Genomic DNA, 21,341 nt, shown 5'->3' with positions numbered 1-21,341 from the left:
CAAGCACGCCATTGTCACACGCCGCCTGCGCGCCTACATCTGGGCCATGGTCAAACACGCATTCAATCACGTCGCACACTGGGTCTTTGACCTGGACAACACGTTGTATCCGCCCCGCGCGCGGCTGTTCGATCAGATCGAACAGCGCATGACGCGGTTCGTGATGGAGGAGCTGAAGGTCACCAAGCCCGAGGCCGATCAGCTGCGCAAAACCTATTGGGCGCAATATGGCACCACGCTGGCCGGGCTGATGCGGGTGCACGGGATCGACCCGGCGCGCTATCTGGTCGAGGTCCACGACATCTCGCTTGAGCATCTGGAGCGCGACACCGCCCTTGCCGGCCATATCCGCAACCTGCCCGGACGGCGCATCGTCTATACCAACGGATCCGCCCCCTATGCCGAGCGGGTGCTGGAGGCGCGCGGTCTGTCAGGGCTGTTCGATGCGGTCTATGGCGTTGAAGACGCCGGGTTCCGGCCCAAGCCCGAACGCGCGGCCTTTGAAGCGGTGTTCGCCCGCGACGGGGTCGATCCGCGCCGCGCCGCGATGTTCGAGGATGATCCGCGCAATCTGGCTGCCCCGCATGAGATGGGAATGCGCACCGTCCATGTCGCCCCCGAGCGGCACGAGGCAGAGCACATCCAACATCACACCGACGATCTGTCAGCCTTTCTGTCCAAATTGGTCTGATTTCCGGTCACGCCACGGCACTTTGCCGCGTTGCGACAATTCGCGCGTTCTATTTGCGGCAGTATCTCCTACCTAAGCGGTTCTGGAATTCACAATCGAAAGACCGCTCATGTCCTCCTCCGCTCCCGATCAGCACGGCTCGAACCAGCCCGACAACAAAGCCGCCATCTGGCTGTTGGTCTCCGTCGTTATTTTCCTCGCGCTCTGGGCCGCCTCGGTCGCCCTGTTCGGCGTGCCCGGTCTCTATATCCCGGCGCTGGCACTGGTGCCGGTGGTCTGGATCGTGCTGATCCTCGTCTCGCGCGGCTAGCAATCCGACGCGCCGGAGCAGGATGTCATCTGGCCTCTGGCGTCTGCGCCCATTAGGATGCGCGCGACCAGACGGAGTGGCGCGATGACCGAATGCGATATCCTGATTTCCGGCGGCGGTATCGCCGGGTTGACTGCGGCGGCCGCCTTTGGCCATGCGGGGTTCGACGTGATCTGCGTCGATCCCACCCCGCCCGTGACCGAGCGCGACGCCGCAGGCTCGGATCTGCGCACCACGGCCATCCTGCAACCCGGTCAGGCGCTGATGGCGCGCTGCGGGCTGTGGGACCGGCTAGCCCCCGAGGCCGCCGCCTTGCAGATCATGCGCATCGTGGATGCCGGCGGCGAGTTCCCCGAGCCGCGCATCGTGCGCGAATTCAACGCCGCCGACATCTCGGACAGCCCGTTTGGCTGGAACCTGCCCAACTGGCTGCTGCGGCGCGAGTTGGTGGCGCATCTGGCAGGCCTACCGAATGTCGATTTCCGCCCCGGCACCGGCACCACCTCGCTGTTTACCCGCACGGCGGCGGCGCGGGTCGGGCTCAGCGATGGCAGCCGCGTCAGCACCCGGCTGGTGCTGGCCTGCGACGGGCGCAATTCGCCGATGCGCGAAGCGGCCGGGATCAACGTGCATACCACGCGCTATGGTCAAAAGGCGCTGGCCTTTGCCACCACCCACCCGATCCCGCATGACAATGTCTCGACCGAGATCCACCGCTCCGGCGGGCCCTTCACGCTGGTGCCTCTGCCCGACTATCACGGCAGCCCCTCCTCCGCGCTGGTGTGGATGGAGCGCGGCCCGCGCGCGATGGAATTGATGCAGATGGAGGTCGAGGCCTTCGAGGCGGCGATGACCGAACGCTCCTGCGGGCTGTTCGGGCCGCTGAAACTGGCCTCTCGCCGCAGCGTCTGGCCGATCATCAGCCAGCGGGCCGAGCGGATGGCAGGCGAGCGGCTGGCCCTGATGGCCGAGGCGGCGCATGTGGTGCCCCCGATCGGCGCGCAGGGGCTGAACATGTCGCTGGGCGATCTGCGCGCGCTGCTGGATCTGGCCGAGGCCCGCCCCGAGGGGCTGGGCGATGCGCAGATGTTGCAAGCCTATCACAAGGCCCGCCATTCCGAGGTCGTGATCCGGGTGAAGGGGATCGACCTGCTCAACCGCGCCTCCATGGCCGGGGCCCCGACGCTGCGCGACCTGCGCGCCGCTGGGCTAAACGCGCTGTATTCCATGGCCCCGGTGCGCCGCACCTTGATGCAGATGGGGCTGGGCGTGCGCTAAGGCGCGCCCACCGCTCAAAAGACGGCACGGCCCCCTGACATAGTTTCGCTCGGGCCGTCCCGAAGGACCGCCCGAACACCCCGCCCGCTAGCGCGGCGCGCCGATATACCGCCCCACGCCCTCGGGGCGCGGCAGTTCGGCCTGGGCGGCAGTGATGCGCGCCATATTGGCCTCGATCCGCGCGCTTGGCGCGGATGGGCGGCGGGTTTCCAGACTGACGTGAATCAGCATATGCTCCCCCGTCGCCACCGGCTCTTCGCCGCGATACATCGTATGGAGCAGGTGCATTTTCTTGCCCTCGCCCATCAAAAGATGCGTGCGCACCTCGATCCGATCCCCCGCAAGGGCCTCGGCCAGATGGCGTATATGGGTCTCGGCAGTGAAATAGCTGCCGCCCGAGGCGATATAATCGGCATCGCATCCCACCAGCTCCATGAACCGGTCCGAGGCATCGCAAAAGCTTTGCAGATAGCGGCTTTCGTTCATGTGACCGTTGTAATCGGTCCAGTCCAGCGGCACCGCCCGGCGCACCGTCACGATTGGGCGCGACACATCCACCATCTCCTCGGCATAACCCGCCAGATCGCTGCCAGCCTTGAGCCGCGCGTCCTGCGCCCCCAGCACCGCGCCCGCGCCCCAACCTTGCGCCTTGAGCGCGCGCAGGATGCCGACAAGGTTGTCGTCGCGCTGCCGCTCCATCTCGCGGATGCTCATATGCCCCGATTGCGCGTCCGACTGTCCGGCGATCAGATCGACCAGTTCGTCGGTGAACTCCGGCACATCGGTCAGCTTGGTCCAGGGCGATTGCAGGCAAGGGCCGAACTGGGCCATGAAATGTTTCATCCCAGCCTCGCCACCGGCCACGCGATAGGTATCAAACAGACCCATCTGCGCCCAACGCAGGCCAAAGCCCATGCGGATCGCCTCGTCGATTTCCTCCGTCGTAGCCACGTCGTCCTTGACCAGCCAAAGCGCCTCGCGCCAGACCGCCTCCAGCAGCCGGTCGGCAATATGGGCGTCGATCTCTTTGCGCACATGCAGCGGGAACATACCGAGACGTTCCAGCGTGGATTTTGCGCCCGCCATCCTCTCGGGCGTGTTGGCCGCGCTCCCCACCAGTTCCACCAGCGGCAACAGATAGACCGGGTTGAACGGATGAGTGACCACGATCTGTTCCGGGCGCGCCACGCCCTGCTGCAATTCGCTGGGTTTGAGCCCCGAGGTCGAGGACCCGATCACCGCCGCCGGATCGCACAGCGCCTGAATATCGGCAAAGACCTTGTGCTTGAGCTCAAGCCGCTCTGGCACGCTTTCCTGAATCCAGCTGGCCCCTTTCAGCGCCTCGGCCAGATCAGAGTGAAAGCTCAGCCGTCCCTCGTCGGGCAATGCCACGTCGCTCAGCCCCGGCAGCGACCGGCGGGCATTGGCCAGCACTTCGCCGATCTTGCGCTCGGCCTCCGGGTCGGGATCGAACACTTGCACGTCCCAGCCGCTCAACAGGAACCGCGCCGCCCATCCGCCGCCGATCACGCCCCCGCCGATGATACTTGCCACCTGTGCCATAGCTGGCCTCCCTGTCCCGATTTCTGCGATGTAGATAATGGCGCGCCCACTGCACCGGCGCGCCCTTGAATGTCTGTAGTCTTCGCCGTTTTACCGCGCGCTTACTGTGGCATCGGTGCCCGTTTCACCAGCCCCAGCTTTTCGCGCACGGCCTGCGGCCCGATCACCTGCGCCCCCATGGCCTCGACGATCGTCACCGCCCGCTCCACCAGCTGCGCATTGCTCGCCAGCACGCCCTTGCCCAGCCACAGGTTGTCCTCCAGCCCGACGCGCACATTGCCGCCCGCCAGCACCGAGGCGGCGACATAGCTCATCTGGTTGCGCCCCAGCGCGAAGGCGGAAAAAGTCCAGTCCTCGGGCACGTTGTTGACCATCGCCATGAAGGTATTGAGGTCATCCGGCGCACCCCAAGGCACCCCCATGCACAGCTGCACCAGCGCGGGGGCGTCAAGGACACCGTCCTTGACCAGTTGTTTCGCATACCAAAGATGGCCGGTGTCAAAGGCTTCGATCTCTGGCTTGACGCCCAGCGCGGTGATCATCCGGCCCATCGCCTGCAACATGCCGGGCGTATTGGTCATCACGTAATCGGCCTCGGCGAAATTCATCGTGCCGCAATCCAGCGTGCAGATCTCCGGCAGGCACTGCGCGATATGTTCCACCCGTTCGGCGGCGCCGATCATGTCAGTGCCCGCGTCCTGCAACGGCAAGGGGCGCTCCGGGCTGCCGAACACCATGTCGCCGCCCATCCCGGCGGTCAGGTTCAGCACAACGTCCACCTCCGCCTCGCGGATCCGATCGGTCACCTCGCGATACAGATCCAGCCGTCGGCTCGGCGCGCCGGTCTCGGGGTCGCGCACATGGCAATGCACCACCGCCGCACCGGCACGGGCGGCGTCGATGGCGCTTTCGGCGATCTGGTCCGGGCTGCGCGGCACATGCGGGCTGCGGTCCTGCGTCGCCCCTGATCCGGTCACGGCACAGGTGATGAAAACCTCGCGGTTCATGGCAAGCGGCATCTGATCTCTCTCCTTCGGTTCAAAGCCAGCATGGCGCGACTTGGCCCGTTCTTCTTTGCATGATACGCATAAAACTTGATGAAATCCGCAAATATCATCTTTGCCCCCGCCGAGGCGCCGCTCAAGACCGCGATCCTTGTGCTGGAGGACAGCAACATGCTGGCGCTGGCCGCCGCGGTCGACCCGATGCGCGCCGCCAACCGGCTGGCCGGACGGTCGTTGTTTGACTGGTCCTATGTCACCGCCAGCGGCGCACCGGCGGCCCTGACCGGCGGCATCGCCGTCCCCGGCACGCCGCTGCCCCGGCTCGAAGGCTGCGATCTGCTGCTGGTCATCGCGGGTTTCAGGTTGGAGCGGCACGATACCCCTGCCCTGCGCGCCAGCCTGCGCCGGCTGGCCGCCAGCGGCGCCTGCATCGGGGGCATTGACGGCGGCTCATGGCTGCTGGCCTCGGCCGGGCTGCTCGACGGGCACCGCGCCACCACCCATTGGGAGGATCTGGAACGTCTCGCCAGCCGCTTCCCCGAGATCGAGGTGCTGCACGACCGATTCCATGTGGACGGCGCACGGATGACCTGCGGCGGGGCGCTGCCGGCCATCGACATGATGCTGCACCTGATCCGGGCCCGCCACGGGGCGGCGCTGGCGGCGCGTGTGGCGGCGCTCTTCATCCATGACAGCCCGGCCGATCCGGCCCGCGCCCAACGTCGCAGCGGCGGCGACCCGCGCCATTCGCCGCTCACCGCGCGCGCCAGTGCGGTAATGGAACAAACGCTCGACGCGCCGCGCCCCATCACCGAGGTCGCCCGGCGCTGCGGTGTCAGCCCCCGCACGCTGGAGGCGCAGTTCCGCGCCCGGCTCGGCACCACGCCTCAGGCGCACGCCCTCGCTTTGCGTTTGAGCGAGGCGCTGCGGCTGGTCACCGATACCGACATGGCGCTGATGGACGTGGCGCTCTCTACCGGCTTCGGCTCGCAGGCCAGCTTCGCCCGCGCCTTTCGCGCCGCCCACGGGCAATCGGCGCGCGCCCTGAGAAAGGCCCGCGCCTGAACTGGCCCGCCCCCGCTTCTTCTTGGTCAAAATACTCCCGCCGGAGGCCCGTCGCGCAGCGACGTTACTACGGCGATGTCATTCAGACGTCACTCATACCCCATCAATAGGGCAGCGGATGCGCCCGGTGCGCCGCGTCGATCACCTCAAGGATCTCGTCGCTCAAATTCACCTCGACCGAGGCCAGCGCATGCTCCAACTGCGCCATCCGCGTCGCCCCGAAAATCGTGGAGGCCATGAAGGGCCGCGTCCCACACCAGGCCAGCGCCATATGCACCGGGTCAATCCCGTGCCGCCCGGCAATCTCCAGATAGGCCGCCACCGCCTCAAAGGCGCGCGGCCCCTTGCGCCCGCCCAGTTCCGGCACCAGCGACATGCGCGAGCCCTCGGGCACCGCGCCGTCCTGATATTTGCCGCTCAACAACCCGGCAGCCAGCGGCGAAAACGCCAGCAGCCCGACATCCTCGTTCATGCTGAGCTCCGCCAGATCGGTGTCATAGAGCCGGCACATCAGGGAATATTCGTTCTGGATCGAGGCAACACGCGGCGCGCCCCGTTGCTCGGCCAGACGCAGCCATTGCGCGGTGCCCCAGGCGGATTCGTTGGACAGGCCAAAATGGCGGATATTGCCCTTGTCCACCTGCCGTTGCAGCGCATCGAGGCAGTCTTCCATATTGGCCAGCGTCTCTTCCCGGTTCTGGCCCGAGGGGTCAAAGCGCCAGTTCTTGCGGAACATGTAGCTCCCCCGGTTCGGCCAGTGGAACTGATACAGGTCGATATGATCGGTCCGCAGCCGGCGCAGCGAGCCCTCGATCGCCTGCGGAATCGTGGCCGAACTGATCGGCGCACCGTCGCGGGCGTGCATCATCCCCTCGCCGGAATGCTTGGTGGCAAGGATGAAATCGCCGCGTCGCGCCGGATTGGCAACGTTCCAACTGCCGATGATCTCTTCGGTGCGGCCCACGGTTTCCTTGCTCACCGGGTTCACCGGATACATCTCGGCGGTGTCGATGAAATTGATCCCCGCCGCCAATGCGCAATCGATCTGGGCGTGCGCCTCGTCCTCCGGCGTCTGGGTGCCAAAGGTCATGGTGCCAAGGCACAAGTCGGATACGGTCAGGCCGGTGCGGCCCAGCGGGTTCATCTTCATGGTGCGCTCTCATCTTTCTCAGGGTCGTTTTGCGGGCGTTTTCGGGGCGGACCCTAGCGGCTGCTGCGACAGGGGCAATCCGAAACCGGCCAAAGCCAGACCAGAGCAACCAGACCAAGGTCACAAGCGCCGATACAACCGGCGCACAACGCGCGATTTTTGAGCAGGACCAGTGCAGACACCGGCCAATCGCCCAGCCTCGAAAGGCGCAGCGGCTCGCGTGCGACATGCCGGGTCGCGAAAGGGCTCGACATCGCTGTCAGGACACGCATGGTGGCCCTGTCATGCGCCTGATCATCTCCTTCTCCGCCCTGTTCCTCTCCGTCCTTCTGCTGCAACTGTCCTCGGGCGGGGTCAGCCCGCTGGACGCGCTGTCGGGGATGGCGCTGGGATTTAGCACCGCGCAGATCGGCCTGTTGGGCTCGTCGCATTTCCTCGGTTTCTTCATCGGCTGCTGGTGGGCACCACGGCTGATGGGCACTGTCGGCCACTCGCGCGCCTTCGCCGCCTTTACCGCCGCCGGCGCGATCGGGCTGCTGGCGCATATGCTGGTGGTCAACCCGACCGCTTGGGCGATCATGCGGATGGCGACCGGGCTGTGCATCGCCGGCTGTTATACCATCGTCGAGGCTTGGCTGCAGGCCAAGGTCACCAATGCCTCGCGCGGGCGGACCATCGCGATCTATCGGGTGGTCGATATGACCGGCTCGCTGGTGGCGCAGCTGTTGATCGGCGTGCTGGAGCCCGCCAGCTATGTCTCGTACAATCTGCTGGCGATCCTGTGCTGCGCCGCGCTGTTGCCGCTGACCCTGTCGCGCGCCTCGCAGCCCGAAACCCCCGCCGCACCCCGGCTGCGCCCGATGCTGCCGCTCCAACGCTCGCCGCTCGCCGTCGCCGGTGTTCTGGTCGCGGCGCTGTCCTCCTCCAGCTTCCGCATGGTCGGGCCGGTCTATGGCCGCGAAGTGGGGCTGAGCACGGATCAGATCGCCACCTTCCTTGCCGCCTTTGTTCTGGGCGGCGCGCTGGCGCAATACCCGGCGGGCTGGCTGGCGGACAAGTTCGACCGCCGCTGGGTGCTGATCTGCCTGTCGGCGGCGACCATCGGGGCCTCGGGCATCACCATTCTGGCCGAGAACAGCGGCACTTGGGGGGTGATGGGGGCGGCCTTCCTGTTCGGGGTGATGAGTTTTCCGATCTATTCGGTCTCGGCGGCCCATGCCCATGATTTCACCGATACCAGCGAGCGGGTGGAACTCTCGGCGGCGTTGATGTTCCATTTCGCGCTTGGCGCCATTGCCGCGCCCTATGTCTCCTCGCTGCTGATCCACGCCTATGGACCGGCGGCGATGTTCGCGCTGATCTCTTTCGCGCATCTGCTGCTGGTGGGCTTTGGCCTGTGGCGCATGCGGGCACGCCCGGCGCCACAGAAGACCCCCTATGTCTACAGCCCGCGCACCTCGTTCCTGATCGGGCGGCTGACCGGACGCCAGCGCGACAAGACCCGCGACGTCCCCCCCAACGACAGGGGGTGACGGCCCGCCGTGGCTGCGCTACACACGCCGCGCAGTCAGGAAGGCGACGGACGATATGGCACGGACACTCATCACCTCGGCAATCCCTTATATCAACGGGATCAAGCATCTGGGCAATCTGGTGGGCTCGCAATTGCCCGCCGATCTTTATGCCCGCTACCAGCGCGGTCGTGGCAACGAGGTGATGTTTATTTGCGCCACCGACGAGCACGGCACGCCCGCGGAACTGGCCGCCGCAAAGGCCGGCAAGCCGGTCGCCGAATATTGCGCCGAGATGCACGAGGTGCAGGCCGATATCGCCCGCCGCTTCGAGCTCAGCTTCGATCATTTCGGGCGCTCCTCCAGCGCGCACAATCAGAAGCTGACCCAGCATTTTGCCGTGAAGCTGTATGAAAACGGCCTGATCGAAGAGCGCTCTGAGACCCAGATGTATTCGCCGACCGACGGGCGGTATCTGCCGGACCGCTATATCGAGGGCACCTGCCCCAATTGCGGCTTTGAAAGCGCGCGGGGCGATCAATGCGACAACTGCACCAAGCAGCTTGACCCGGTCGACCTGATCAACCCGCATTCCACCATCTCTGGCGCCACCGATCTGGAAATGCGCGAAACCAAGCACCTGTATCTGCTGCAATCCAAGATGCGCGAACAGCTTGAGACATGGATCGACACCCGCGAAGGCTGGCCGGTTCTGACCACCTCGATCGCCAAGAAATGGCTGACCGACGGCGACGGGCTACAGGATCGCGGCATCACCCGCGATCTGAACTGGGGCGTCCCGGCGCAGTTCGACGGCGCCCCGTGGAGCGGCATGGACGGCAAGGTCTTCTATGTCTGGTTCGACGCGCCGATCGAATATATCGCCTGCGCCATGGAATGGGTCGATGCCGGCAAGGGCACGGATTGGGAGCGCTGGTGGCGCTCCGACAAGGGCGCCGAGGACGTGACCTATACCCAGTTCATGGGCAAGGATAACGTGCCGTTCCACACCCTCAGCTTCCCTGCCACGATCCTTGGCAGCGGGGAGCCGTGGAAGTTGGTCGATTACATCAAGTCGTTCAACTATCTGAACTATGATGGCGGCCAGTTCTCGACCTCGCGCGGGCGCGGGGTGTTCATGGATCAGGCGCTGGAAATCCTGCCGGCGGACTATTGGCGCTGGTGGTTGCTAAGCCATGCGCCCGAAAGCTCGGATGCCGAGTTTACGTGGGAAAACTTCCAGGTCTCGGCAAACAAGGATCTGGCCGATGTTCTGGGCAATTTCGTCAGCCGCATCACCAAGTTCTGCCGCTCCAAATTCAGCGAAGCGGTGCCCGAGGGGGGCGCATACGGTGAACAGGAACAGGCGCTGATCACGGAATTGACCGACCGCATCCGAGCCTATGAGGGGCATATGGAGGCGGTCGAGGTCCGCAAATCGGCGCAGGAGCTGCGGGCGATCTGGGTGGCGGGCAACGAATACCTGCAATCCGCCGCGCCTTGGGCCACCTTCAAGGAAAACCCGGAGCGCGCCGCGGCGCAGGTGCGGCTGGGGCTGAACCTGATCCGGCTTTACGCGGTGCTCTCGATGCCCTTCATCCCCGCAGCCGCCAGTCAGATGCTGGAGGCGATGGGCGCGCAGGACGCGACCTGGCCCGGTGATGTTTCCGAGGCGCTCTCGGCGCTGCCCGAAGGCCATACCTTTACCGTGCCCGACAACCTGTTTCGCAAGATCACCGATGACGAGCGCGACGATTGGCAGACCCGCTTTGCCGGGGTCCGCAGCTAAGGCGCACCGGCACAGAGCAACGACAAGCAGGGGCGTGCCACGGCGCGCCCCTTTTCCATGTCGTCCTGTCGTTCAAAACGGGATCAGTCGATGATCGGCTCCGACAGCGGCCCTTGGAACGCAGGCGCGCGCTCCTGCGTGGTGCCGCCCTGTGCGGCGCGGGCCTGATGGCCAATCTCGGAACAGGCGGTGAAATCGCCGTTGGAGCATTGCGCCTTGCGCTGATACCACCCTTCGGCATAGCGCTGGCCGCCGCACCCTGCGACGACAACAGACAAAACGATCAGTACAAAGCCAGTTTTCATGTCCCCGGACCTTTCAAAATAGGTTGCGCGCATTGTGTCGGATTTTGGCTGAAACGACAAAGGTTGTTTTTACCCCCGCAGAAACAACCTGTCAGGCTCCAAAAGGGAAAGCCGGTGTCGAACCCAAAAAGGGAAACGATTTCCGCAGCATAGCGAAACCTGTTCCCCCAAAACCTGAACAAGTCCCGCCAAACGGAAATGGGCCGCACGGGTGCGGCCCAGTCCGATCCGCTCCGCTCAGAGCCCGGCGGCAGCCACCGCCTTGACCAGCTTGCCGACAACTTCGTCGGCCTCATCTTTCGTCAAGCAGAACGGCGGTGCGAACCCGATGATATCGCCCTGCGGCATGGCGCGGCCAATCACCCCCTCATCCAGCAGCTTGGCGGCAACGGTCGGCCCCACCTTGTCGCCAGCGTCGAAGAATGTGCGGCTATCGCGATCCTGAACGAACTCCACCGCGCAGAGCAGCCCCTCGCCGCGTATGTCACCGACATGAGCGTGATCGCCCAACGCCTCAGTCAATGTCCGCTTGAGGTACGCCCCCATCTCGCCCGCGTTCTGCACCAGATTCAGATCATCGATCAGCTTGAGGTTGGCCACCCCGGCCGCCGCCCCGATCGGATGCGCCGAATAGGTCCAGCCATGACCGATCGGGCCGTTTTCGTCGGTGCCCTGCTCCAGCACCGCCCAGACCTTGTCCGACACGATCGAGCCGGACAGCGGCGCATAGGCGCTGGTCAGCCCCTTGGCGATGGTGATGATGTCGGGCTTGAGGCCATAGTGCTCGGACCCGAACATGGTGCCCAGACGCCCGAAGCCGGTCACCACCTCATCGGCGATCAGCAGGATGTCGTGGCGATCCAGCACTGCCTGAATCGCAGGCCAATAGCCTGCGGGTGGCGGCACCAGCCCGCCAGTGCCCAGCGCCGGTTCCCCGATAAAGGCAGCGATGGTATCGGCCCCCTCCTGTTCGATCAGCGCCTCAAGACTGGCCACGCATTGGGCGGTGAACTGTTCCTCGGTCTGATCAAGGGTCTCGCGGCGGAAATAATACGGCGCGTCGGTATGGATCACCCGATCAAGCGGCAGGTCAAATTTCTTCTGAAACGCCTCCAACCCGGTAAGCGAGCCGGTCATCAGCCCCGAGCCGTGATAGCCGCGCCAACGGCTGATGATCTTCTTCTTCTCAGGCCGCCCTACGATGTTGTTATAGTACCAGACCAGCTTGATATTGGTCTCGTTCGCGTCCGAGCCGGACTGGCCGAAATAGACCTTGCTCATATGGTCTGGCGCGCGGTCCAGCACCATCTTGGCCAGCGTGATGCTGGCCTCGGTCCCGTGGCCGACATAGGCGTGATAATAGGCCAGTTCGCGCGCCTGATCCGCGATCGCCTCGGCGATCTCTTGGCGACCATAGCCGACGTTGACGCAATACAGCCCGGCAAAGGCATCCAGCAGCCGGTTGCCCTCGCGGTCCTCGATATGACAGCCCGAACCGCCGGTGATCACCCGTTGCGGCAGGTTGCCCCGGGCGAACTCGGCCAGATGGGTGGAGGGGTGGAAAAAATTGTCGCGGTCCCACTGTTCCAGTTGGTCGTTCTTCAGCATGTCGTTCCCTTTCTTCGATTTCGGTGCGCCGCGCAGTCAGGCTCAGCCCCAGTCGCGGCAGACGTATTTGAGTTCCATGAATTCCTGCATGCCCAGCCGCGCCCCCTCGCGGCCCAGCCCCGATTGCTTGGTGCCGCCAAACGGGATCGGCGCGCCGGTCACCTTGGTGCGGTTGACCGCCACCATGCCGAAATTCAGCGCCCGGCTGACCCGGTAGATCCGGCGCGGGTCCAGCGAATGGACATAGGCGACCAGCCCGTATTCGGTGGCATTGGCGCGCGCGATCACCTCCTCTTCGCTGTCAAAGGCGGTGATGGGGGCGACCGGACCAAAGGTCTCTTCGCGCATGATCAGGGCGGTGTCGGGTACATCGGTCAGCACCGTGGGCTGATAGAACAGCGGCCCCAGTGCATGGCGCTTGCCACCACAGGCCAGCGTCGCGCCCTTATCCAGCGCATCGGCCACATGCGCTTCCTGCTTGAGAACTGCGTTTTCGTTCATCAGCGGGCCGATATCGGGGTCGTCCATGCCGCGCCCCACGCGCAGAGCGCGGGTGGCCTCGGTGAACTTGGTACAGAATTCGGCGTAGATCGGACGCTCCACATAGATCCGGTTGGCGCCCAGACAATCCTGCCCCGAGGTGGCGAATTTCGCCTTGAGCGTCTCGGCCACCGCCGCGTCCAGATCGGCACCCTTGAACACGATCACCGGCGCGTGCCCGCCCAATTCCAACACCAGTTTCTTGATGCTCGCCGCGCTGTCGCGATACAGGATGCGCCCCACCTCGGTCGAGCCGGTGAAGGACAACGCCCGCACCTGCGCGCTGGAGGTCCAGGGCGGCACCACGGTGCTGGCGCGCCCGGTCACCACATTGAACACACCCGCAGGCATTCCGGCGCGTTCGGCAAGCTCGGCTAGCGCGAGGGCTGACAGCGGCGTCTCGGACGCGGGATGCGCCACCACGGTGCACCCGGCAGCCAGCGCGGCAGCGGCCTTGCGCGTCAGCATGGCGGCGGGAAAATTCCACGGCGTGATCAGCGCGACAACGCCCACCGGCTCCAGCCAGAGTTCGACCTCGGCATCGGGCAGATGGCTGGTGACCCCCTCGATATTCGGGCGTTTGGCCTCTTCCGCGTAATATTCGACAAAGGCGGCTGCATAGTCGATCTCACCGCGCGCCTCGGTGAGCGGCTTGCCCTGTTCCAGCACCATGATGCGGGCCAGATCCTCGCGATGCTCGATCATCAGATCGAACCAGCGGCGCAAGATGGCGGAACGCTCCTGCGGCAGCAGACCGGCCCAACCGGCAAAGGCGGCTTGGGCGGCATCGACCGCCGCCGCGCTTTCCTCGGCCGACAGGCTGGCCACATCGGCAAGGAAATCGCCGCTGGCCGGATCGCTCACCTCAAAGGTGGCACCAGAGGTCGCGGCGCACCACTTGCCGTCGATATAGGAAAAGCTGCGCAACAGCCGTTTGTCGGTAATATCCCTGCGCGCCGAGAGTGCCGTTTCGGACATGTCAGTCGCCCCCTTGCTGCCGTCCCCCTGTGTCTTGGGTCAGACTGACATGGGAACGGCGGCAGAAAGGACCGAACTTGCGACCCGCAGGAGAGGAATCCTCTCGCTCCCCCCGATCAGGACGGGGAATCCTCTTTTCGCACCAGCAGGTCGAGCGGTGGCGCGCCGCCGGTTTTCACCGGCTTGGTCACAACATAGGTGAAATAGCGCGCCAGCCCGATGCGCGCCTCTAACATCTCGTCGATCAGCCGCTGATAGGCGTTGATGTCGCGGGTCACGATCTGGAGCAGGTAATCATAGCCCCCCCCCAGCGCCCAGCAGGAGACAACCTCGTCATAATCGGCCATCGAAGCCTCGAAGGCGCGGAAACTCGCGGCGGTGTGGTCGGCCAGTTCGGCAGCGACGAAAACGGTGACGTGCGGCGCCAGTTTTTTAAGGTTTATCCGCGCGTTATAGCTTTCGATTACGCCGGATTTCTCAAGCTTTCGCTGCCGGTTCCAACAGGGGGTTGGCGACAGGCCCACCCGCTCGGCCAAGGCCGCCTTGGTGATACGCCCCTCACCGGAAAGCACCTTGAGGATCTCGATATCGCGCTTGTCAGGATGGCTCATGTCGCCTCGCATCTTCGCCGGGGCCGCCGCACCTTGGGCACGGGGCACGCCGCAGACCTATCAGAGCGCGGAGCGGGAGACAAAACCTCTCTTGGTCTCAGGGGATCAGGCCGGGCCCGCGCCGCCACCGAAGACAGGGGCGGCGCAAACGCTCAGGCTCAGGTGCGCCAGCCCAACACGCGACGTTCGATCATAGCGATGATGGCGCTGACCAGCACCCCCAGCAAAGACAGGATCACCACCCCGGCAAACAGACGTTCAAGATCATACAGCGACCCGGCCTGCAGGATATAGGCGCCGATGCCATATTCCGCGCCCAGCATCTCGGCCGCGACCAGCAGGATGATGGCGATGGCGAGGCTGATGCGCAGCCCCGACAGGATGCCGGGCATCGCGCCGGGCAGCACGATCTTGCGCACGATCGACCACCACGACAGGCCAAAGCTTTGCCCCATGCGGATCAGCGTGCGGTCCACGTTGTCGACGGCGGCATAGGTGGCGACCACCGTGGGGGTGAAGGTGCCAAAGGCGATCAGCGCGTATTTCGAGCCCTCGCCAATGCCGAACCAGATGACGAACAGCGGCAGCAGCGCGATCTTGGGGATCGGGAACAGCGCCGCAACCAGCGGCACCAGCCCCGAGCGGATATAGGAGAACAACCCGATAAGAACACCAACGCTGACCCCGACGCAGGCCCCGAGCGTTGCCCCGACCGCCAACCGCGCCAGCGATGGGCCGAGATGTTTGAACAGCAGGCCCGAACTGTACAATTCGCCAAAGGTTTTGAACACATCCGAGGGGCGCGGCAGCGTCAGCGCCGAGATCCAGCCCGTCCGCGTGCCCCATTCGGCGATCAGGATCAGCACCACGAAAACGGCGACCCCGACCCAGCGGTGGGTATGCGGGGCAAAACCGCCGCCGCGAAAAGCGATGGTCTGGGTCTGTGCGGGGGCGGTTGAGGGGGCGGTCAGCGGAACATCAGACATTGAGCAACTCCGCATCCGCCGCGCGGGCCTCGTCGCGCATCAACTGCCACAGGTATTTCTGTTTCAGGTCAAGATCGGTATCGCCCATCTGGCGCTCCTCCAGCGGGGTGTCGATCTCCACGATTTCTCGGATACGCCCCGGACGGCGCGACAGAACGACGATGGAATGCCCCAGCCGCACCGCTTCGTGCAGGTTGTGGGTGACATAGACGGCCGTAAACGGCTGGCGGCACCAGAGGCTGACCAGATCGTCCATCAACAACTCGCGCGTCTGGCTGTCGAGCGCCGAGAGCGGTTCATCCATCAGCATCACCGCCGGGTTCACCGCCAAGGCACGGGCGATGGCCACCCGTTGTTTCATGCCCCCCGAAAGCTGCTTTGGCAGCGCGTCGGCGAAATCAGTCAGCTTGGTGCGCGCCAGCACGTCGTCGATGATCCGGGTCGCCTCGGCGCCGCGAATGCGGTGATCCTCCAGCACCAGAGAGATATTGCCGCGCACACTACGCCAAGGCAGCAGGGCGAAATCCTGAAACACATAGGTCAGCGGGTTGAGACAGTTTTCAGGCGGCGCGCCCACCTGCACCACACGGCCTGCCCCGGGTTTTTCCAGCCCGCCGATCAACCGCAGCAGGGTGGACTTCCCACAGCCCGAGGGGCCGACGATACAGACAATCTTTCCTTTCGGGATATCCAGGGTGATGTCGCGCAGCACCTCGAATTCCTTGTAGGAATGGTGGATCGACTCCAGCCTGATATCCATTTCACTCTCCGAAAATCAGATCCGGGGCACGGGTCACGCCGCGCCCCGGAAGATGGGTAGTCTTCAGCCGATGGTCTCGACGTAGGAGGGATCGACCAGCACATCCATGGTGATCGAGGCGTCGACCATCCCGCCGGCCTTGAACCAGTCGAGCTGATCCTTGACCGAGGCGATGTTGAGCGCGGCGTTCGGATTCAGGCGCATGGTGCCGTTGATGATTGACGGCGCGGCCTTTTCGCGCGGACGGTCGGTGTAGACGTATTTGTGGATCAGATCGACCATCTCGTTCATCCCGGCCTCGCCGCCGGTCTTTTCGATCATCGCGTTGTTGTAGTCCTCAACGCCCCGCGACATCCCGGCAATAAAGCTTTCGGTCATCGCCCGTTCCTCCGCCGCGTTCTTGGCCGAGGTGAAGACGGTTGTGACCTGATAGTTCGGGATATAATCCTGAATCTTGCCGATGATATGCACCGCGCCCGAGCCGGCCAGCGGCTTGGCAATATGGGGCACGATGCTCCAGGCGTCGATCTGGCCCGACTTGAGCGCCCCGATCACCGCGCCGACCTTTTGCAACGGCTTGAAGGACATCTCGATCCCTTCGGCCTGCGCCACCTTCGAGCCCATATAGTGGAACGAAGAGCCGGTCTGCGTCACGCCAAAGCTTTTGCCGCCCAGCTTGGAGGGATGGTCGACCCCGGACTTGAAGGCGGCATCCGACGCCAGGATCAGCTGGCCGTCGATGCCCTCTTCCTCGGACAGCGACCCGCCGATCACCTTGACCGCGCCTTTTTGTGCCAGCGAAATCAACCCGCCCGAGATGGCGGTGACCGCATAGTCGATATCGCCGCTGGCAATCGCCACGGCCATCGGTTGCGCCGCCTGAAAAAAGACCAGCTCCACATCCAGACCGGCATCGGCGAAATAGCCGCGCTCGACGGCGATGAAGTTGGCCGAATGCGAGGTGAAGCGCAGCGCGCCCACCTTGATCTTGCGATTTGCGGCGATGGCCGGGGCGGCCAAGGCGGTTGCGGCGGCGGTGCCCCCGATCAGGGCGAGGGCCTTGCGGCGGTTCAGGTTCATCATGATCTCCTCCGGTATGATCAGTCGTGGTTTCAGGGGCTTAGTCCCCAGATCTCAGCTCGGCCTCGATATCCTGTGTCAGCGTCGAAATCGCGGCGGTCGCGTCGCGTGCCAGCACCGCGTCAAGCAGCGCCTGCTGCCGCGCCTTGCGGCGGGCAAAATCCAGCCGCCCCTCGCGCAGCAGCGCCAGCCGAAAGCGGCGGCTCTGGTCAAAGAACTTGCGTTGCAGATCGCTCAGGCGCGGGCTGGCGCAGGCCGCGATCAGGGTGGCGGAAAAGGCGCGGCAGGCCTCGTCCCATTCCAGCGCGGTCAGATCGTCGGGGATCGCTTGCACCGCCTCTTCGGCCTTGCGCAGGGCGTGGTGGGCGGCGATCACGCGCCCTTCCCATGCGATATCACCTTGGGCAATGGCCAGAGACAGCGCCAGTTTCTCGACCTCGGCACGCACCAGAATGATGTCGCGCAGATCGTCCTCGGTCGCCGAGGTCACGCGGAACCCGCGTTGCGCGGTGGCCTCGACCAGCCCCTCGGCGCTGAGCATCCGCAGGGTTTCGCGCATCGAGTGGTTCGATCCGCCATAGCGCCGCCGCAGGTCTTCGATCTTGAGCTTTTGGCTAGGTTGCAACGCGCCAAAGGAAATATCACGGCGCACCGCCGAGGCCAGCATGGCCACAACGGTTGCATCTTCCTTGGCATCGCGTCCGAAAACCATGCTTCTCCCAACGCAAAAATATTGGACATTTTCACGTTTGTTTCACCATTCCCAAAACGGTGCAAGATCGTTTCCGTTGATTTCCACGCCGCAACGCAGCAGGATTCGCGCCGCACTCAGGCCAGAATCAGGCGGTGATCAGGGGGCAAAGGAGCAAACTGGCCTCGCCGGGACGCAGGGTATCGCGCGACGGGATCGCGGCGCCTGTGCCCGGCTCAGCCTTCGGAGGGGCGCATGTCGCCGGGCTGTTTCTCGGCCGCCTCAAAGCCGCCGATGATGTCCAGAAGCTCGGCGGTGATCACCTGCTGGCGCAGCATCTGATGGGTCTTGCGCAGCTCATCGAGCTTGTCACCGATGCTGCGCTCGGCCGCCTGCATGGCGGTCAGGCGTTCGGCGTGTTCGGCGGCGCGCGACTGGACGATCGCGGAAAAGACACGGGCAAACAGCAATTGCTGCACAAGGCTGCGCATCGCCGCCGGGGTCGGACCGAAACAGACCGGCAGACGCCGCGACGGCCAGCGCCGTTCCCGAAGTTCGGCCAGCCAACCGGGATCAATCGGGAACAGCGTCACCTCGACCGGCGCGCTGCCCTCAGGCCCGCCCATGCGCTGCTGAAACAGCATGAGACGCGTCACCCCCTCCTGCGCAAGCCACTGGTCAAGCCGGGTCAGCACGCTGCCCACGGTGCCAGCCAGCGCCTCGACCGTGGCCGGGGCCTCCTGCATATAGGCGGGCGGCTCGGCGGCCAGCTGCCAACTGGCATCCGCGCGAGTGCCGATCACCAGCACCCGGCGCCTGTCGGCCCCGATCCCGGCGGCGGAAAGCCGGTCCAGCGCAAAGCTGACCAGCCGTTCATTGAAGCCCCCGCACAGCCCGATCTCTGAGCCGATCACGACGACACCGATGCCGCCCGCGCCGTCCTTTGAAGGCAATACCAGCCCCGCCTCCTGCGGCAGCGCGCGCAGTGCCACCTGAAGCCCCATCTCGACGGTTTCCAGATACTGCCCCATCGCCCGCTCGGCGGCCTCGTGGCTGCGGATGCCGACGGCCGAGATCGCCTTCATCGTGCGCACCACCGATTGCATCTCGCTCGCCACCTCGATGTGGCGGCCAAGATCCTCAAGCGTGTCCATCGCGCACCTCGTCGAGCGCCGCGCGGATCGCCACCAGAATCACCGCGCGCCGGTCTCCTTCCAGCGGCAGCCCCCGGGCGATCTCTTGCGCTGCGGGCAGATCCGCGACCGCCGTCATCACCACATTGGCGACCGGACCGAACTGCGCCAGCGCGACACCGTCGAGCAGCCCCTCGGACACCGCCAGAAGCAGGGCGATCTGTTGTGCCACCGGGATTGGCGCGCCCTCGTCCTGTTTCAGCGCCTCGCGCACCGCACGGCCACGGGCAAGCTGGGCGCGGGTGTCCTCGTCCAGCTTGGCACCGAACCGGGCAAAGGATTCCAGCTCTTCGAACTGGGCATAGGCCAACTTCAGCGGCCCGGCCACGGCGCGAAAGGCGGCAAGCTGCGCCTTGCCCCCCACCCGCGAGACCGAGCGGCCCACATCCACCGCCGGCATCTGGCCACGCCGCGCCAGATCGGGCGACAGATAGACCTGCCCGTCGGTGATCGAAATCAGGTTGGTGGGGATATAGGCCGCCAGATTCTGTGCCTGCGTCTCGATGATCGGCAAGGCGGTGAGCGAGCCACCACCGGCCGCGTCGCACAATTGCGTCGCGCGCTCCAACAGACGCGAATGCAGGTAAAAGATGTCGCCCGGATAGGCCTCGCGCCCCGGGGGACGGCGCAGCAGCAGCGACAATTCGCGATAGGCGCGGGCGTGACGTGTCAGGTCATCATAGACGATCAGCACGTCGCGGCCCGCGCGCATGAAGCTTTCGGCGATACTGGTGGCGGCATAGGGGGCGATATATTGCAGCCCGGCGGGCTCTTCCCCGCCCGCCACCACGACGACGCAATTGTCCATCGCCCCCGCCTTGCGCAGCCGCGCGATCACCCGCGCCGTGGCATCGCCGCGCTGCCCGATGGCGCAATAGACCGAGATCACGCCGCTGCCGACCTGATTGAGAATGGTATCAATCGCCACCGCCGTCTTGCCGGTCTGACGATCCCCCACGATCAACTCGCGCTGGCCGCGCCCGATCGGCACCAAGGCATCCACCGCCTTGATCCCGGTCTGCAGCGGCCGGATCACCGGCGCGCGGTCCATGATCGGCGGTGCGGGCACCTCGATCGGAGACAGCCGGGCCGAGCTTAGCGCCGGCCCATCGTCAAGCGGGACGCCAAGCGGGTCCACCACCCGGCCCAAAAGCGCCTCGCCCACCGGGACCGAGGCCACCCGCCCGGTGCGCCGTGCCCCCTGTCCCGGGCGCAGCCCCAGCGGGTCGCGCAGCAGAACGACACCGGCCCGCCCCGGCACCAGATCCAGCGCAAGACCACTGGCGCCGCCGTCAAAGGTGATCACCTCGTCCGACAGCGCCTCGTGGAACCCGGCGACCTCGACCACCCCATGCAGCACGCGCTGCACATGGCCGCGCTCATGCCGGGTCAGATCGACCGGGCGCGCGGCCTCATGGTCGATCCGGTCAAACAGGCTATCGGCGAGATCCTTAAGGCTCATCCCGCCGCCTCCGGGGTATCGAGCTGTTGCGCCACCTCCTGCGCAAAGCGGTCCAGATGTTCGGCAATGGTCCAGCCCACCCGTTGCGAGCCAAGCTGCAAAACCAAGCCACAGGCGAGATCGCCGTCCTCGGTAAAGACCGGCTCGGCCGCCGCCCCCAACAGCGCGCTGAGCGCCGCCGTGATCTGGCCCCGGGCCGCGTCTGACAGTGGCAGCGACGACAGGATTTCCGGCCGATTTCCAGCAGTAGCGGCGACATGCAACAGCGCGCGATCCTCGGTCCCGAGCCCGGACAGGCGGTGGGCAAAGGTCATCGCCATCCGGTCGACCAGATCCTGATCGGCCATCTCGGCCAGAATGCTGCGGGCCATGCCGACAAAGCTTTCCCCGGCGCGGTGGCGCAGCCGGTCCAGAAAATCGGCCTTTTCATCCACCAGTTGCGCCTGCCAAGCAGCCCGGCGCGCGGCAAGCTCATCCTTGGCGGCGGCGATCAATTCGGCGCGTTTCGCTTCGCCCTCCTGCTCGGCGCTTTGCAGGCGCGCGGCACGCTCCTGCTCCAAGGTCCGCAGCGCGTCAGTATGTGCGGTGGCAGCGGCCTCGGCCTTGGCGCGGGCGGTCTCGGCCTGCCGCAGACGCTCTGTCACCGCCTCTTGTCGCGCGGTCAGTGCCCGGCGCAGCGGGCGATACAGCGCCCAGCGCAACAGCAGCACCAACAGCAGAAAGTTCACGATCTGGGCCGCGACCGTGAGCCAATCGATCTGCACCG

The 21,341-nt window shown here is 65.3% G+C and carries 20 protein-coding genes; 6 read left to right on the top strand and 14 right to left on the bottom strand.

Going from position 1 to position 21,341, the window contains the following annotated elements; translation table 11 throughout:
- The first annotated feature begins 46 nt into the window (after positions 1 to 46).
- The 3 genes from E1B25_RS03815 (at position 47) to E1B25_RS03805 (ending at position 2,279) form a co-directional block, all read left to right on the top strand.
- On the top strand, positions 47 to 691 hold the full coding sequence (locus E1B25_RS03815) for a pyrimidine 5'-nucleotidase (RefSeq protein WP_132827351.1): 645 nt from the start codon (positions 47 to 49) through the stop codon (positions 689 to 691).
- Positions 692 to 800: 109 nt separating this feature from the next.
- On the top strand, positions 801 to 1,001 hold the full coding sequence (locus tag E1B25_RS03810) for a hypothetical protein (protein WP_132827350.1): 201 nt from the start codon (positions 801 to 803) through the stop codon (positions 999 to 1,001).
- An 84-nt stretch (positions 1,002 to 1,085) separates the two neighbouring features.
- Entirely contained in the window at positions 1,086 to 2,279 is a 1,194-nt protein-coding gene (locus E1B25_RS03805; protein ID WP_132827349.1) for a UbiH/UbiF family hydroxylase, read from the top strand.
- Positions 2,280 to 2,366: 87 nt separating this feature from the next.
- Here E1B25_RS03805 and E1B25_RS03800 read toward each other — a convergent pair whose 3' ends face one another.
- A complete protein-coding gene (locus E1B25_RS03800) occupies positions 2,367 to 3,842 on the bottom strand; it encodes a carnitine 3-dehydrogenase (RefSeq protein WP_132827348.1) in 1,476 nt (491 codons plus the stop codon).
- A 101-nt stretch (positions 3,843 to 3,943) separates the two neighbouring features.
- Positions 3,944 to 4,861 carry a 3-dehydrocarnitine:acetyl-CoA trimethylamine transferase BcoG gene (bcoG, locus tag E1B25_RS03795; protein ID WP_132827347.1) on the bottom strand — a complete coding sequence of 306 codons (918 nt, stop codon included), beginning with the start codon at positions 4,859 to 4,861 and terminating at the stop codon, positions 3,944 to 3,946.
- Positions 4,862 to 4,939: 78 nt separating this feature from the next.
- Between bcoG and E1B25_RS03790 the strand changes: the two genes are divergently transcribed.
- On the top strand, positions 4,940 to 5,911 hold the full coding sequence (locus E1B25_RS03790) for a GlxA family transcriptional regulator (protein WP_132827346.1): 972 nt from the start codon (positions 4,940 to 4,942) through the stop codon (positions 5,909 to 5,911).
- 103 nt (positions 5,912 to 6,014) lie between these two features.
- Here E1B25_RS03790 and E1B25_RS03785 read toward each other — a convergent pair whose 3' ends face one another.
- Complete coding sequence (locus tag E1B25_RS03785) at positions 6,015 to 7,061, bottom strand: aldo/keto reductase (protein WP_132827345.1); 1,047 nt, start codon at positions 7,059 to 7,061, stop codon at positions 6,015 to 6,017.
- Positions 7,062 to 7,345: 284 nt separating this feature from the next.
- On the opposite strand from E1B25_RS03785, the gene E1B25_RS03780 reads away from it, so the two are divergent.
- Together E1B25_RS03780 and metG are read left to right on the top strand one after the other, a co-directional pair.
- Positions 7,346 to 8,593: an MFS transporter gene (locus tag E1B25_RS03780; protein ID WP_132827344.1), complete on the top strand. Its 1,248-nt coding sequence runs from the start codon at positions 7,346 to 7,348 to the stop codon at positions 8,591 to 8,593.
- A 55-nt stretch (positions 8,594 to 8,648) separates the two neighbouring features.
- The gene (gene metG, locus E1B25_RS03775) at positions 8,649 to 10,361 is read left to right on the top strand and encodes a methionine--tRNA ligase (RefSeq protein WP_132827343.1); all 1,713 of its coding nucleotides are present in this window, start codon (positions 8,649 to 8,651) and stop codon (positions 10,359 to 10,361) included.
- Positions 10,362 to 10,444: 83 nt separating this feature from the next.
- On the opposite strand, the gene E1B25_RS03770 is transcribed toward metG, so the two are convergent.
- The 11 genes from E1B25_RS03770 to E1B25_RS03720 form a co-directional block, all read right to left on the bottom strand.
- A complete protein-coding gene (locus E1B25_RS03770; RefSeq protein WP_132827342.1) occupies positions 10,445 to 10,666 on the bottom strand; it encodes a hypothetical protein in 222 nt (73 codons plus the stop codon).
- A 237-nt stretch (positions 10,667 to 10,903) separates the two neighbouring features.
- Positions 10,904 to 12,274: an aspartate aminotransferase family protein gene (locus tag E1B25_RS03765; RefSeq protein WP_132827341.1), complete on the bottom strand. Its 1,371-nt coding sequence runs from the start codon at positions 12,272 to 12,274 to the stop codon at positions 10,904 to 10,906.
- 42 nt (positions 12,275 to 12,316) lie between these two features.
- Entirely contained in the window at positions 12,317 to 13,792 is a 1,476-nt protein-coding gene (locus tag E1B25_RS03760) for an NAD-dependent succinate-semialdehyde dehydrogenase (protein WP_132827340.1), read from the bottom strand.
- A 116-nt stretch (positions 13,793 to 13,908) separates the two neighbouring features.
- Positions 13,909 to 14,403 (bottom strand): Lrp/AsnC family transcriptional regulator, encoded by a 495-nt coding sequence (locus E1B25_RS03755; protein ID WP_132827339.1) that lies wholly within the window; start codon positions 14,401 to 14,403, stop codon positions 13,909 to 13,911.
- A 158-nt stretch (positions 14,404 to 14,561) separates the two neighbouring features.
- Entirely contained in the window at positions 14,562 to 15,389 is an 828-nt protein-coding gene (locus E1B25_RS03750) for an ABC transporter permease (protein WP_132827338.1), read from the bottom strand.
- Positions 15,382 to 16,149, bottom strand: a complete 768-nt coding sequence (locus E1B25_RS03745) for an ABC transporter ATP-binding protein (RefSeq protein ID WP_132827337.1) — start codon at positions 16,147 to 16,149, stop codon at positions 15,382 to 15,384. Before E1B25_RS03745 ends, E1B25_RS03750 begins: the two co-directional genes overlap by 8 nt.
- Positions 16,150 to 16,212: 63 nt before the next feature.
- Positions 16,213 to 17,232, bottom strand: coding sequence for an ABC transporter substrate-binding protein (locus E1B25_RS03740; RefSeq protein WP_165937546.1), 1,020 nt, complete (start codon positions 17,230 to 17,232; stop codon positions 16,213 to 16,215).
- A 37-nt stretch (positions 17,233 to 17,269) separates the two neighbouring features.
- Positions 17,270 to 17,941 carry a GntR family transcriptional regulator gene (locus tag E1B25_RS03735; RefSeq protein ID WP_132827335.1) on the bottom strand — a complete coding sequence of 224 codons (672 nt, stop codon included), beginning with the start codon at positions 17,939 to 17,941 and terminating at the stop codon, positions 17,270 to 17,272.
- Between the two features lie 215 nt (positions 17,942 to 18,156).
- Positions 18,157 to 19,074 (bottom strand): F0F1 ATP synthase subunit gamma, encoded by a 918-nt coding sequence (locus tag E1B25_RS03730; RefSeq protein WP_132827334.1) that lies wholly within the window; start codon positions 19,072 to 19,074, stop codon positions 18,157 to 18,159.
- Positions 19,061 to 20,575: a F0F1 ATP synthase subunit alpha gene (locus E1B25_RS03725; RefSeq protein WP_132827333.1), complete on the bottom strand. Its 1,515-nt coding sequence runs from the start codon at positions 20,573 to 20,575 to the stop codon at positions 19,061 to 19,063. The genes E1B25_RS03730 and E1B25_RS03725 overlap by 14 nt, the downstream gene beginning before the upstream one ends.
- Positions 20,572 to 21,339 carry a F0F1 ATP synthase subunit delta gene (locus E1B25_RS03720; protein WP_132827332.1) on the bottom strand — a complete coding sequence of 256 codons (768 nt, stop codon included), beginning with the start codon at positions 21,337 to 21,339 and terminating at the stop codon, positions 20,572 to 20,574. Before E1B25_RS03720 ends, E1B25_RS03725 begins: the two co-directional genes overlap by 4 nt.
- Positions 21,340 to 21,341 lie beyond the last annotated feature (2 nt).

Source organism: Antarcticimicrobium sediminis, from assembly GCF_004348975.1.
Taxonomy (GTDB): Bacteria; Pseudomonadota; Alphaproteobacteria; order Rhodobacterales; family Rhodobacteraceae; genus Antarcticimicrobium; species Antarcticimicrobium sediminis.
The sequence above is the reverse complement of the archived record's forward strand: the minus strand, read 5'-3'. Positions and strand labels throughout refer to the sequence as shown.